The sequence below is a fragment of the Niabella digestorum genome (assembly GCF_036409055.1).
In the GTDB taxonomy this organism is placed as follows: Bacteria; Bacteroidota; Bacteroidia; order Chitinophagales; family Chitinophagaceae; genus Niabella; species Niabella composti.
Genome location: NZ_JAZGLY010000011.1, coordinates 16314 through 31111, shown reverse-complemented (window position 1 = coordinate 31111; position 14798 = coordinate 16314). Strand labels below are relative to the sequence as shown.

The window sequence follows — 14798 nt, the reverse complement described above, 5'->3', positions numbered from 1 at the left end:
CTGAACAGATGGGTGTGCATGAAGCGATAATAGCTTTGCACGGCCTCTCGGCTGATGGGATAGTACTCGTCCAGATTAAAAGTGATGACGTTTTTAAAGCTCAGCCCTTCTTCCTTGTGCATGCGTACCAGTTCGGCATACAAAGTTTTAGGACTGGAGCCAGTAGCCAAACCCAGCACACATGGCTCATTGGACGCCTGCTTGGAACGGATTAAATCGGCGATAAGATTGGCAATATACTTAGAGCCACTTATAACATCCTGCTTAATAGCTACATCAATTTTTTCCAAACTATTAATACTTGCATTATACAACTTGATACTCATTGAAATTATTTAAATGATGATATATTAAATGTGTTTTAATTATTAATCAATCCCTAGCAACTCATTTCTGAGTAAAAGGCTCACGCCAATCACACCGGCTTTGGTGCCTAACCTGGAAAACTTAAACTCTGTATCAGTATTAACCAAATTCAGTGAATGCTTATTGATAGATGATAAGATCGGGAGTAATATCAACGACCCTGCACGCGAAAGCTCTCCACCAATAATCACTAGTTCGGGATTAAAAAGATTTAGCATTAGTGCAATCCCTTTCCCGATTTTTTCACCCGCAGCAGAAAGCAATTCAATACAGAGACTATCATCTTTCAGGGCAGCATCCACTATATGTCCTACTTGAATATCGTCGATACATTCTTGCTCGGTTAAGATAGTAGATGTCCCTTTTCGAATAGCTTGATGTAACTGCTGTACGATAGCCGCTCCTGAAGCTTCGGTTTCCAGGCATCCTTTCTTCCCGCAATGACAAATGATTTCATTATTGAAAATGGCCAGATGGCCGAATTCACCAGCAAACCCCGATTTACCTGAATAAAGATCGCCACCGATAATGATTCCCATCCCAATACCTTCATTGAGATTAAGGAACAATACGTTTTTTTCATCCCCTACACACCCTTTGGCATACTCCCCAAAAGCCATAGCACGCGTATCATTCTCTACATAGGTAGGCATTCCAAAGCACTTTTCCAAAATTTTACTCAATGGCTCTTCATGAAAATTAAAAAAGCTATAACTGTACCCTGTTTTATGATTCACTCTACCAGTGATGGTTAAACCCAGTCCTGCTATTTTGGGAACATATTGATGTTGAGCATTCAAAAAACTGTCAATCAAGCTACAAAGCTCTTCAAAACAGGTTTTGGTGTTCTGCAATTGGAAGGGCACATTTTCATTGAGAACTACAATCTCCTCTTTAAAATTAATCAAAGCCAGATTTACATGATGTCGGTGTACCTCTACCGACATAAAATATCCAGCCTCAGCATTCAGTCCATAAAAATTAGGCTTGCGCCCCACTCCGATAATTTCTTTACCCAAATCGGTAATCAAATTATAATCCAACAACTCCGAAACCACATCATTCACCTTAGGAACGCTGGTATTGGTATACTGCGAAAGTTCAGCAATCGTCACTTTTTCATTACGGATACAATAAGCCAAAATCTCCTTCTGTAGCAATGCATTTTTATACTGCACGCCACTTTCGGACTGCTCTTTTTCCGATAAATCAGCTAGGAAATTTTTGAGGTCTTTCATATGTAAAGGTTATCTATTACTAAATTTTATTAATAATAGCATATTTATAAATATAAAATTAATAATAAAATCCACCAAAAATCCCCATTTTATCTTTCACAGCAAAATAATTAATAAATTTTTTTATTAATTTAGTTTATTTGTGAAATAAATTTATATTTTTGAGTTCCATCATGAAAAAAAATACAAAATTCCTGGTTTTGCTATTAGCGTGCTGCATATGCATGCAAATGACGAAAGCTAAGACCATTGTGGTCGGTAATAAAAGTTTACCTGTATTTACATCCATTCAAAAAAGCGGCGCTCTTGTACAACATGCCACTTCTTTAGCGGCAGCGATCAAACAAGCGCGGCAAGGTGACGGTATCCTAGTATTGGGAAGTATTCAGAAGCCTCAGGCACTTACTCCAGCACTACTTCGAGAAATAGCCGTTAAAGACTTAAAAGTCTTTATTGAATATCCTTATTATTTAGCGAACGAGCAACCAGAAATAAAAAAAATCACACTGGAGCGTGGCGTAATTGCAGGAAAGCAAATTCCGCAGCTAGACTCGATGGCGATCCTTTCGATAAACGACCATCCTTTCTATGCCTACCCCGATCAGCCACACACTTATGCCTACATCGCCAAAGTTGCCGGCTTTGATAAAGCAGAATATGGCATTCTAGATACCGAACGTTTTCCCTTTCTATTCCGAAAACAGAACGTACTGGTCTCCGGTATACAGATCAGCAATTGGCTCGATGCAAGGTTTGGACCATTTCACTATTGGGAAACCTTGTGGCAATATATTCTAAACTATGTAGGGATTAATACACCTATAAAGTGGCCCACCAACGCTACCGTACAACCTTCATTTGCGAAAGAAGAAAAGATCACCCGCGCCGATTATCTGAAAGCTGTGGAAAGAGGTAGCGCGTGGTATCTGAACTCAAAATTGTTGATAGCGGAAAATTGGAAGCATTTGGTGGACAGCTTTACAAAGAAAAATGGTGAAGGTGTAGTATTCCCTCCAGTCTCAGATAATATGAATATCGGTAATGGCCGCTATGGTATACTAGAAGGCCATGCCTCCTACATCAATAAAGATGGCAGTCAACCCATCCGTTGGTGGATTCGGGGCGACTGTCAAGCCGAAACTGCATTTGCCCTCAGTGCAGCGTCTCGATTATTAAATAAGCCTGAGTATGATTCCATAGCAATTAATTTGCTAAACTATTTATATAAAACCTCCAACCTACGTCAGGGAGAACGCAACGATCCCAAAAGTCCATCATTCGGCCTGATTGGCTGGGCCACTACTGATCCCGATGCCTATTACGGAGATGACAATGCACGCGTATTATTAGGTACTATTGGTGCAGCCACGCATCTGGCTTCGTCCGAATGGAACCATTATATTATAGAAGGTATTCTGGGCAATTTCCGCACTGCTGGTGTGCATGGGTTTCGTGGTCCTTGGTTTAGAGATGCAGCTATGCAAAAAACCACATGGCAGGCTCTTGGCAATCGCAACATTATCAATATTCATCCGCACTACGAAAGCTGGTTATGGGCCTTATACCTGTGGCTCTATGACAAAACGCAATACGAACCCCTTAAACAAAAAGCCAAAGAAGCTATCACCATTACCATGAATGCATTTCCCGAATGGAAATGGACCAATGGTATTCAGCAAGAATACGCACGGATGCTGCTGCCGTTGGCCTGGCTTGTACGGGTAGAAAACACACAGCAGCATAGGGATTGGTTGAAGCTAGTAGCCCTCACCCTTCTCAAAGACATGGATAGTTGTGGTGCCATTAAAGAGCGACTGGGATTTAAAGGCATGGGACGATACGGCAAAATTCTTTCTAATGCCGAATATGGTACCAAAGAAGCACCGCTAATTGCAGAATATGGTGATAAAGTAACGGATCTGCTATACACCATCAACTATGCCTCTTTTGGTCTTAACGAAGCTTATGCCGCTACACAGGATAGCACCTACAAAAATGCCGTGGATGCTATCAGAGACCTGTTTGTAAGAATACAGGTACACGCCCCAACACATCGTGACCTAGACGGATCTTGGTTCCGAGCTTTCGACTTCGGACGTTGGGAGTATTGGGCCAGCAATGCCGACTCTGGCTGGGGTCCATGGGGCACACAAACAGGATGGACACAATCCTGGGTGTTGAATGCATTAATTACTGGATTGAAAAATACCAACTACTGGGACACTACGAAAAGCACATTTGACACAGAGGCTTTCCGCCTAACATTCACAGAAACTTTAAACATTATGTTGAAATGAAAAATTAATTCTTATGACATTGTATTCCAGACTCGCAAAACTCATTGTGCCGATTGTGCTATGCCTGGTAGGCGTGGCCTGTTCTCGTGACCCCAAAATTGGAAGTTACGGCGATCCTTCACCGGCTTCGATTTACAATCTCCGCCGTGTTCAGGTTCAAGATCAGATTGTACTAGGAGAAACCGCCATCAGAGCAGTGGTAGTTTCCGACGCTAACGGTGGTAATTTCCCCGGCAACAGATTAATAGTACAAGACCTAACACAGGATGCCGCCATTAACATTGAATTGAAAGAAAGCTCCCATCAGTTTACTAAAAACGATATCGTCGTACTTAACCTAAAAGGAGCCATTCTGAAACGAATTGGAGGAGATTTGTGGGTAACCAATCTATCCTCATCACAAATCACAAGCACAGGCGAGCAACAAAGTCTCATGCCCAAATCCACCAATATTGCAGCATTGCTTGCCAATGCAAAATACTGGGGACCTATGCTGGTTAAATTGGAAAAAATCACTCTCGATAGCGAGAGCAATAAGCTCAACGGCAAAATTTTAATTGACGATGAAATTGCCGAAATGTATGCCTCCTTTGCCAACAACTCCGTATTTGCCACTATCGATAACCCCGGCTTTGTACAATCATTGGTGGGATTGGCGTCATTTACCGATAATGAATTACTCTTCTATCTAAGAGACTTGGAGGACATCAAAGTAGGAGTAGACGAACTACTTGAAGACTTTGAGCTTTCATACAACACCAACTACGATCGAAAAGTAATGACCTTTATCACAGGTCAATGGATTATTGACGGTGGTATTACAGCAAATACAGCCGCAGATCCCAAAAACGGTAGACAAAGTATCCGCCTACAAGGTACTGTGGGTAACAACGTGCGTAACGGTATCATTGAAATGAATTTTGATCTGAAAGGAGTAAAATCCATCTCTGTATCCCACGGCATCTACCCTGCTACAGCCGAATTAGGAAACGTTAATCCCACTGTATTCACTGTAGAGATTTCAAAAGACGGTGGAGCCACTTATACTCCATTAGGTACAGTTGAAGTGGATACCCAATATTCAGGATTAAAAACAACCACATTCCCCGTAAACGCCACCTTTAATGAAGCAGTGCGTTTCCGCGTGGTAAACACTTCCATTCCTTTCGCAAACAACAACAAACCTCGTATTAACATAGATGATATCCACTTTAAATTTTAATTGACTGAAATATGAGCAAACTTTTTAGAAATATATACATCCTATGCTATTGTTTGCTTTTGACGAACATTAGCATAGCTCAAAACGGTACAACAATTACCGGTATAGTAATGGATGAAGAAGGTAAAGCCCTCAAAGACGTAAGCGTTACTATTAATGGTACTGCTGCGGGCACCAAGACCAATGATGAAGGAAGATTCACACTACATAGCAACGCGTCTCAGGGCAGTATAACTTTTTCTTATGTTGGCTATAAAACAGAAGTAAGAACTTTTTCAGGCAATGCTCAGATTAATCTGGTATTAACTGCCGACAAAAAGGCGCTGGATGAAGTAGTAGTGGTAGGTTATGGTACACAGCGCAAAGCCAATTTGACTGGTGCCGTTGAACAAATTACCGACGAAGCCTTAAAAAACAGGCCTCTAACCAACCTGTCGCAAGGCTTACAGGGTTTGATACCTAACCTAAACCTTACACCTCCCGATGGTCGTCCCAGTACTTCTGCAACTTTTAACGTACGTGGGGTAACATCAATCGGACAGGGAGGAGAAGCATTAGTATTGATTGACGGAGTGGAAGGCAATCCTGCACTCATCAACCCACAGGATATTGCATCCATTACTGTTTTGAAAGATGCAGCTTCATCTGCGATCTATGGTGCAAGAGGTGCGTTTGGAGTGATTTTGATTACTACCAAAAATCCGCAAAATGAAAAACTGCAGATCAACTACACTTCTAACTACTCCATCAAGAAACCAACTTATATTCCAGAGTTTGTAACTGACGGGTACACTTGGGCTTCTATGTTTAATGAAGCATTTGCAAGTTGGAATAACTACGCCAGCTATCCGCAAAATGTCAACAAAACGCTGCCATTCTCTCAGGAGTACTTGCAGGAGTTGAAACGCAGGTCAGAAGATCCTTCTCTACCTCGTGTAGAAGTAGATCCTGTAACCGGCCAGTATGTATATTACGATAGTCACAACTGGTTTAAGGATCTGTATAAAAGCAACACACAGTCCATTGATCAGGGCATAACTGTATCCGGTAAAAGCAATAGAACAAGCTATTTATTATCGGGACATTACTTTAATCAACCAGGCCTGTTTCGATATAATTCTGATGATTACAAAATGTATAATGTACGCTCCAAAGGAAGCTTAGATGTATTCCCTTGGTTGACCGTCTCAAACAACACCGACTTCTCCAAAGTAATCTATCATATTCCCATGAACGTTGGAGAAACTGGCGGTATATGGAGAAATATCGTGGCAGAAGGTCACCCCATGGTACCTCTGTATAACCCCGACGGAACACTTACCTACTCCGCCGCTTATACCGTGGGAGACTACGCTTATGGTAAAAACGGAATGGACTATGACAAAAACATATTCCGTAATACAGCATCATTTAATGCAAGATTCTTCAATAATGCTTTAAACATAAAAGGAGATTTTACTTATCAAATTACCAATAACGATGAAACACGCAGACGCGTTCCAGTACCTTACAGTCGTATTCCGGGCGTAATCGAATACCTGGGTAACGCGTATAACGATATGCGTGTTATCAAGCGCAGTACAGAATATATAGCTTCTAACCTTTATGGTGAATTTGAGAAAAAATTCAAAAGACACTATTTAAAAACCTTGCTGGGTTATAACTATGAGCTCAGCACCTATAAACGTGTGGGTACTGAACGTAATGGTTTGATTTACGCTGATGCAGAAGACCTGAACTTGGCCTTAGGCGAATCCATGACAATTACTGGCGGATACGAACAATGGAACATAATGGGAGGATTCTTCAGAGTGAACTATAGCTATGACGATCGTTATCTGCTCGAAATAAACGGCCGTTACGATGGTTCTTCTAAATTCCCTGCACATGAGCGCTTTGCATTTTTCCCTTCCATTTCTGCGGGATGGCGCTTAACTAAGGAGCCTTACTGGAATATTTCCAGAGACCTAATCTCTGACTTAAAACTGAGAGCTTCCTATGGTTCTTTAGGAAACGGAAATATCAGTTCCTATGTATTCCAAGAACAACTCTCCTTGTCTAAAATGACACGCATTATTGAAGGCGTACAAAATCCAAGCACCAGTGCACCGGCTGTATTACCTGCTGGTCTTACTTGGGAAACCGCTACAACAGCCAACTTTGGTCTGGACTTAGGACTCTTCAACAATAAGTTGTTGATTAATGCAGACTACTATCAGCGTAAAACCATCAATATGTTTACTACAGGTCCTGAACTACCTGCGGTATTTGGTGCAGCTTCTCCCAGAGGCAACTATGCAGATCTGATGACTAAAGGTTTTGAGCTTAGTGTAAGCTATCGTGATCGCTTCCTGCTGGCGGAAAAACCCTTCAACTACAATATCAGAGCTATTCTATCCGATAATAAATCTACCATTCTCAAATACAACAACAGCCGCAAACTGTTGAGCGATTACTACGAAGGACAAACACTGGGTGAAATATGGGGATATGTAACTGACGGATTCTTCGTTTCTGAAGAGCAGATTCGTACTTCAGCCAATCAATCGCTATTCCTTTCTACTGCTGCAGGTGTTTGGCGCGTAGGAGATATTAAGTTTAAAGATCTAAATAACGACGGGGTTATCGATTACGGAGACAACACTGTAAATAATCCTGGTGATAAAGTGATTATCGGTAATTCGTCGCCACGATATCGCTTTGGATTGAACCTTTCTGCCGATTGGAATCGTTTATTCTTCTCTGCATTCATTCAAGGTGTAGGAAAAAGAGATTGGTATCCGAGCCGCGGTGCCAACACTTTCTGGGGACAGTATAATGCACCTTACGGGCATCCTCCAGTTTCACAAATAGGCAATATCTGGTCCGAAGATAATCCCAATGCATACTTCCCTCGCTATACTGCTTATTTGGCATGGACAGCAGGTGGTGTACTTCGTGAAGTACAAACCCGTTATCTACAGAATGCAGCATACGTACGTTTAAAGAATATTCAGCTGGGTTATAATCTGCCTGATCAATGGTTACGCAAAGCTGGTATTAAAGGTGCCAGTGTATATGTATCAGGAGAAAACCTTTATACCTACTCACCTATGTTCAAGTATACCAAGAACAATATCGATCCAGAAAACGTTTCGGAGTCCGATCAGTTGCTGGGTGATGGTAACCAAGGTGACGGGTTTAACTATCCCATGTTGAAGAGTGTATCGTTCGGTTTATCAATAACATTCTAAGGTGTGTTATGAAATAGCTCTCGGTATGAGTTATTCCATTCAAAACCATTAAAACAAAAAGCAGATGAAAAATATTATCACAATAATAGGTGCAACAACATTACTCTTTGCATCATGCAATAAATTAGATCAGATTCCTAAATCCACTGTGAGCAAAGAAGCTGTATTCAATAGCGAAGCAGGTCTGAAACTTTATACCAACTCTTTCTACACCTTATTGCCCACATCCAATGACATTTTGAAAGGAGACAATATGGGCGACTTTGTAGCCAGAAAAGATGTTCCTGACTTTTTCCGTGCCGGAGCTTTCGGTCCGGCACAAAGTACAGGGTGGACCTGGACAAGTTTAAGAAACATCAACTATTTCTTGGAAAATAATAATTCTTCTAGTGTAAGTGAGGCTGCGCGTAATAACTACAATGGTATTGCACGCTTGTTCCGCGCGCTATTTTACTTCGAAAAAGTAAAACGCTTTGGCGATGTTCCTTGGATCAATCGCACATTATCTACTAATGATGAATTATTATACAGTGGTCGTGATCCGCGTGCACTAGTAATGGATTCGGTGTTAAATGATCTTAACTATGCTATTGAAAATATATCGGCTGCATCTGAAGCTACCAGAACACGCATAACACGTACTGTAGCTCAAGCACTCAAGTCTCGTATTTGCTTATTTGAAGGCACTTACAGAAAGTATCATACAGAACTAAATCTTCAGTCTACAGCCAATCGTTGGTTGCAGGAAGCGGCAGATGCTGCCCAAGCCGTAATCAACTCCAATTTGTATTCTCTGGCAAATATTACGGATATAGAGAATGGATACCGCAACCTGTTTATCAGCACATCTGTCAATTCCGAAACCTTGCTCTGTATTGCTTACAGTCAAGAGCTGGGAGTATTTCATGATGCCAACTGGTATTATACAAGTGCAACGGCAGGTGATCGCTTGAGCTTTACTCGTAAGTTCATCAACACCTACCTGCGCTCTGACGGTACACCATTTACCGACTTACCTGATTATAAGACTCAAACTTTCATGAGCGAGACTAAAAATAGAGACAAACGTTTAAATCAAACCATCCGCACTCAAGGATATACCCGCATCAACGGAACACAAACCGTAAACGTGCCACCGCAATTCTCGCAAACCTATACGGGATACCAGCCCGCAAAATGGGTAAACCCCGACATGGGCTTGGATGGAGGTTCGCGTAATGCATCCAATATTCCTATCATTCGCTATGCAGAAGTATTACTAAACTACGCTGAAGCAAAAGCCGAATTAGGAACACTCACTGATGAAGACTGGGCCAATACCATTGGTCAGTTAAGAAAAAGAGGAGGCATTACCGGAGGTCTGAGCACTAAACCTACACAAGCTGATAATTATATACGTCAAAATTATTTCCCCAATATATCAGATCCTGTTATTCTGGAAGTAAGAAGAGAACGTGGAATTGAACTGGCATTAGAAGGTTTTCGTTTTTACGACATCATTCGTTGGAAACGTGGCGAGCTATTTACCGATACTTGGAACGGTATGTATGTTCCAGCCTTAAACACAATGATGGACTTGAATGAAGATGGCGTAAACGATGTATATTTCTACACCGAACGTCCTTCCAATATGCAATCAGGAGTAATCTATATTAACGTTGCACCTGAAGTAAATGGACAACCCAATAATATGATTCTGTCCGAGACAAATAAAGGAGAAATTCAGTGGATGAACACCATTCCGAGAGTATGGAACGACCGTATGTACTTATATCCTATCCCGCTGAATGATTTGACACTAAATCCTAACCTCAAACAAAATCCAAACTGGTAATCTTAAAAACAAAAAGAACATGAAATTCGTATTCAATATTTGTTTTTCGCTATTATTAATTTCAGGATATAGTTGTTCAAAAAGCAACAATGATAGTAAAGCCGGCTCTGATTCGAGTAATATCCTGAAAGTAATGACCTATAATATTCATATAGCAAATCCTCCATCTGCCCCTAATGTGGTGGATGTAGAGGCTATTGCCAAAGTAATTAATAATGTAAAACCTGATTTAGTTGCCCTACAGGAAGTGGATCGTTTTACCGACCGTTCCGGTAAAGACCTGGATCAGGCGAAGAAGCTGGCTGAGTTAACTGGCATGGAGTATAGATTCTTTAAAGCCATTGACCGTTCCAACGGTGAATATGGTTTAGCAATTCTTTCTCGTTTTGCCATTGAAGAGTCTCAGGTATTTTCACTCCCTGTAGAACAGGGAACTGGCGCTGAGCTAAGAGCATTAGGTTTGGTACGTGTAAAGTACAAAAACGACCAGGAACTGATTTTTGCTACTACTCACCTGGATCATCTCGCCGATGCCAATCGCGAACTGCAATCCAAAGAAATACTAAAAGCCTTCAAAAGCTATCAGAAATATCCTATTATTCTAGGAGGTGATTTTAACATGAATCAGTCCAATACTACATGGAATACCTTAAAGCTGGCTTTTAATGTACCTTGCACTATGTGTCCACCCACCCACTCGGCTAGCAATCCTCAAACCGCGATTGACTATATTATACTAAACAATGTTGCGAAAAACGTTTTTACTGTAAAATCTTATAACACGTATCCCGAGACATATGCTTCGGATCATTTACCTGTAGTTGTAGAATTAAAATATTAAATATATGACACAAATTGATTTTGGTAAGAGAGCACTCTTGTACGAGAATTATTTATTGGAGAAGGTAATGCCGTTTTGGATGGAGCATTCCATCGATAAGGAATACGGTGGTTATTTTACTTGCCTGGATCGGAAAGGACAGGTTTATGATCAGGATAAATTCATGTGGCTGCAGTGTCGTCAGGTATGGACATTGTCAATGTTGTACAATAATCTCGAGAAAAATGAAGCATGGTTGGATGCAGCCTTAAAAGGTGCCGAGTTCTTAATCAAACACGGTCGCGATGAAAATAAAGACTGGTATTTTGCACTGGATCGGGCCGGTAAGCCATTAGTGCAGTCTTATAATATCTTTTCAGATTGTTTTGCAACCATGGCTTTTGCTCAGTTGTATAAAGCCACAGGAAACCCCGAACATGCAACTATAGCCAAAGAAACCTTTGAGCGGATTTTACAAAGAAGAGATAATCCTAAAGGCAAATACTTAAAACAGATTCCGGAGAATCGCCAACTAAAAGGATTCTCATTACCAATGATCTTATGCAATCTGGTACTAGAAATTGAGCATTTGCTAGAACCCCAGTTAGTACAAGAAACACTGAATTACGGAGTGAATGAAGTACTAAATGTATTTTATAAAAAAAACCTGGGACTGATTTTAGAAAACGTAGCTCCGGATGGAAGCTTTGTAGATTGCTTCGAAGGGCGCCTCATCAATCCGGGCCATGGACTAGAATCTATGTGGTTTGTAATGGATGTTGCAAAGAAACTGAATGACGATACTCTCATTCAGAAATGCGTTGATATAAGTTTGCAACTCCTCAACTACGGTTGGGATCAGCAATACGGTGGTATCTTTTATTTTCTGGATGTAAAAGGGTATCCTCCACAACAATTGGAATGGGATCAAAAACTTTGGTGGGTACATCTAGAATCTTTGATCACAGCACTGAAAGGATATCAATTAACCGGCAATCAAGATTGCCTGAAGTGGTATGAGAAATTACACGATTATACATGGTCGCATTTTGTAGATGAAGAATACGGAGAAATGTATGGGTATTTGAACCGCCGTGGAGAAGTACTGTTGGAGCTAAAGGGTGGAAAATGGAAAGGCTGCTTCCATGTACCAAGAGCACTTTATCAGCTAGCAAAGCTGGCACATACAATTAATAACGACCCTTCCAAAGGGAAATAAAAATAATCTAAATGGAGGTAGATAAACAACAAAATGGTTCTGTGCAAAAATCAGGGTATCTATTACCACTTTGCGCTTTAGCTGTTCTGTATTTCCTAATGGGATTTACAACTGTGTTAAACGACACCTTGGTACCCTTCTTTAAACAGGGATTTAATTTAACATACTCCCAATCATCGCTGGTACAGTTCTACTTTTACCTCACCTACGGCCTTATATCCATACCTGCAGGAAAGCTTGTAGGAGCAATTGGGTATAAAAAGGGAATGGTGGTGGGCTTCTGTGTGGCTGCATTGGGATCCTTCCTTTTTTATCCGGCTTCACAGTTCCACCACTATGCATTGTTTTTGGCAGCATTATTTGTAATTGCCATAGGCATTGTGACGTTGCAGGTTTCTGCAAATCCTTACATCACTGCTTTGGGACCGGAGTCCAGTGCTGCATCACGCCTTACGCTTATTCAGGGTGTGGGTTCCATCGGCACTACGCTCGCTCCTGTTTTCGGGGCACACTTTATTCTATCGCGCTTAGAAGCCGCTCCCGATCAAGCCTCGGGTGTATTGGTAAAGCCCTACTTGATGATTGCATCTACCCTATTATTGGTAGGCATCATTGTGTATTTGCTAAAACTCCCTCAAGTAACTAGTAGCATTAGCCATAAAGATAATAAAGGTATTCTCGAAATCATTCGGCAACATCCTAATCTCAAATTTGGCATCCTAGGTATTTTTTGCTATGTAGGAGCTGAGGTAGCAATAGGAACCTACCTTACTAATTATGTTGCAGATGTTTTGCATATCACAGAACACAAAGCCAATGTATATGTATCTTATTATTGGGGAGGCATGTTGGTAGGCCGCCTGATTGGGGCTTATATATTACGCTTCTTTAAAACCCAAAATGTACTGGCTGTAATCGCTCTTATAGCAATAGTATTGATTTTAGGATCGGTGTTAAGCAGTGGTAATATCGCAGTGTGGCTGATGATTGCAGTAGGATTGTGCAATTCGATAATGTTTGCATCGATATTTTCCCTTTCGGTGAGAGGACTAGGAGCTTCTACCGGCAAAGCTTCTGGGTTGCTTTCTACTGCTATACTTGGCGGTGCTATCATCACCTACTTCCAGGCAGTACTAAAAGATAACCTGACATGGGGCATATCATTCTTAATCCCTGCCCTATGTTATCTTTATATCTTCCTTTACGGTTGGAAATTAAGTCAGAAAACAGCACCTACAACATAACTTTTTTCTTCTAATAGGGTTCAATAGTCACAAGCGAGGCTTTTGCCTCGCTTTTTCACTTCTATTGCTTTATGGGCTTATACCCCTAAGCCTCCCATTACTTCAAGCTCCTGCCCCCGCTGTGGCATGCCATCAATAATAGGCATCGCTTTCATGATAAGAGCCCGAACATTTTCATCTTGCAGCGAATGGTCATGATCCTCTTTGCTATCCCAAACCTCTGTAACATATACGGAATTCTCGTCAGCGGGATCTTTACTCACCGCATAGATATGACAACCTTTTACTTGAGACAACAGTTGAGCAGCCTGCAATAAGATATCTCTTAAAGTATCCACATGACCAGGCTTTGCCGTAATCTTGCCGTGTAGTAAGTACTTAGTAGCCATAATAAAAGTTTGGAGGTAAATAATAAACTGCTTTCTTATTCATTTATTCTGAATAAGTAAGTTCTATTTCGTGAAGTATAGGGATACCATCATACCCCACAAGAGGAATAGAAGGCTTTATTTTCCGAGCGTCTTCTATTGCGTTCAAATGAATGGCCGTAATCGTAAAGCCTCGCTTCTGATAAAACCGTAAAGCACGGGTGTTATCATTAGTCGTAGCCAGCCAAAGCTTTTTATGATGTCCACTCTTATAAAAATCAATAATAGCTGCTACAAGTGCAGTGCCTACTCCGTGTCCTTCCGAAAAACTATCCAAAGAAACGATTTCTATTGCTTCATTCTCTATGGTAAATGTGAGCAACCCCTTAATATCATTATCTTCTATATACAAAAAAGATTCCAGATCAGCCACTCTATGTTTTTTGCCCCGTGAAATCATAAAATCCGAGCCCCACCGCTCCAGAAAAAGTTGTCGGATTTTGCATTTAAACTGTTCCTCCGCTAATTGAATCATAATTTACCGTTCTCAAAACCCTTCTAACGATTCAAATACTCTTCCATTAAACAAATCTACCCTCTTAATATTTTTTCCATCTTCTTTCCTTTAGCTAGCTCATCCACTAGTTTGTCTAGATAACGCACTTTTCGGGTAAGAGGGTTCTCAATTTCCTCAATACGATAACCACATATCACCCCAGTAATTAACTGTGCATTAGGATGTAGCCAAGCCCTTTCAAAAAAAGTTTTGAAAGTTACTTTTTCATCAATTAGCTGCTGCAGATGTTTTTCGCTAAATCCGGTAAGCCATTCGATAACCTGATGCAATTCTTCCTTGGTTCTACCCTTACGTTCGATCTTGGTTACATAATGCGGGTAAACCGAAGCAAACGTCATACTCGCAATACGCTCATGGTGTTTATCATTGTTATTCATAAA

At 40.9% G+C, this 14798-nt stretch carries 11 protein-coding genes and 1 pseudogene; 7 read left to right on the top strand and 5 right to left on the bottom strand.

The features are described from left to right. Together V2H41_RS13740 and V2H41_RS13735 are read right to left on the bottom strand one after the other, a co-directional pair. Nucleotides 1-326 (bottom strand): annotated as a pseudogene (locus V2H41_RS13740) (glucosamine-6-phosphate deaminase); the annotation flags it as partial. A gap of 42 nt (nucleotides 327-368) precedes the next feature. Beyond that, the gene (locus V2H41_RS13735) at nucleotides 369-1604 is read right to left on the bottom strand and encodes an ROK family protein (RefSeq protein ID WP_330975742.1); all 1236 of its coding nucleotides are present in this window, start codon (nucleotides 1602-1604) and stop codon (nucleotides 369-371) included. Between the two features lie 230 nt (nucleotides 1605-1834). On the opposite strand from V2H41_RS13735, the gene V2H41_RS13730 reads away from it, so the two are divergent. The 7 genes from V2H41_RS13730 to V2H41_RS13700 all read left to right on the top strand — a co-directional run bounded on the left by V2H41_RS13730 (nucleotide 1835) and on the right by V2H41_RS13700 (nucleotide 13473). Beyond that, the gene (locus V2H41_RS13730; RefSeq protein ID WP_330975741.1) at nucleotides 1835-3901 is read left to right on the top strand and encodes a hypothetical protein; all 2067 of its coding nucleotides are present in this window, start codon (nucleotides 1835-1837) and stop codon (nucleotides 3899-3901) included. A gap of 13 nt (nucleotides 3902-3914) precedes the next feature. Further along, nucleotides 3915-5123 (top strand): DUF5689 domain-containing protein, encoded by a 1209-nt coding sequence (locus V2H41_RS13725; protein WP_330975740.1) that lies wholly within the window; start codon nucleotides 3915-3917, stop codon nucleotides 5121-5123. Between the two features lie 11 nt (nucleotides 5124-5134). Beyond that, nucleotides 5135-8356, top strand: a complete 3222-nt coding sequence (locus tag V2H41_RS13720) for a SusC/RagA family TonB-linked outer membrane protein (RefSeq protein ID WP_330975739.1) — start codon at nucleotides 5135-5137, stop codon at nucleotides 8354-8356. A gap of 64 nt (nucleotides 8357-8420) precedes the next feature. Then, nucleotides 8421-10190, top strand: a complete 1770-nt coding sequence (locus V2H41_RS13715) for a RagB/SusD family nutrient uptake outer membrane protein (RefSeq protein WP_330975738.1) — start codon at nucleotides 8421-8423, stop codon at nucleotides 10188-10190. A gap of 19 nt (nucleotides 10191-10209) precedes the next feature. Next, nucleotides 10210-11031, top strand: coding sequence for an endonuclease/exonuclease/phosphatase family protein (locus V2H41_RS13710; RefSeq protein ID WP_330975737.1), 822 nt, complete (start codon nucleotides 10210-10212; stop codon nucleotides 11029-11031). 4 nt (nucleotides 11032-11035) lie between these two features. Beyond that, the gene (locus V2H41_RS13705) at nucleotides 11036-12229 is read left to right on the top strand and encodes a n-acyl-d-glucosamine 2-epimerase (protein ID WP_330975736.1); all 1194 of its coding nucleotides are present in this window, start codon (nucleotides 11036-11038) and stop codon (nucleotides 12227-12229) included. An 11-nt stretch (nucleotides 12230-12240) separates the two neighbouring features. Beyond that, nucleotides 12241-13473 carry a sugar MFS transporter gene (locus V2H41_RS13700; RefSeq protein WP_330975735.1) on the top strand — a complete coding sequence of 411 codons (1233 nt, stop codon included), beginning with the start codon at nucleotides 12241-12243 and terminating at the stop codon, nucleotides 13471-13473. A 77-nt stretch (nucleotides 13474-13550) separates the two neighbouring features. Here V2H41_RS13700 and V2H41_RS13695 read toward each other — a convergent pair whose 3' ends face one another. Genes V2H41_RS13695 through V2H41_RS13685 form a run of 3 tightly spaced genes read right to left on the bottom strand, consistent with a single transcriptional unit; the run spans nucleotide 13551 to nucleotide 14795 of the window. Then, nucleotides 13551-13862: a putative quinol monooxygenase gene (locus tag V2H41_RS13695; RefSeq protein WP_330975734.1), complete on the bottom strand. Its 312-nt coding sequence runs from the start codon at nucleotides 13860-13862 to the stop codon at nucleotides 13551-13553. A gap of 43 nt (nucleotides 13863-13905) precedes the next feature. Continuing rightward, nucleotides 13906-14376: a GNAT family N-acetyltransferase gene (locus V2H41_RS13690; RefSeq protein ID WP_330975733.1), complete on the bottom strand. Its 471-nt coding sequence runs from the start codon at nucleotides 14374-14376 to the stop codon at nucleotides 13906-13908. Nucleotides 14377-14432: 56 nt separating this feature from the next. Beyond that, entirely contained in the window at nucleotides 14433-14795 is a 363-nt protein-coding gene (locus tag V2H41_RS13685; protein WP_330975732.1) for a DUF2200 domain-containing protein, read from the bottom strand. Between the last annotated feature and the right edge of the window lie 3 nt (nucleotides 14796-14798).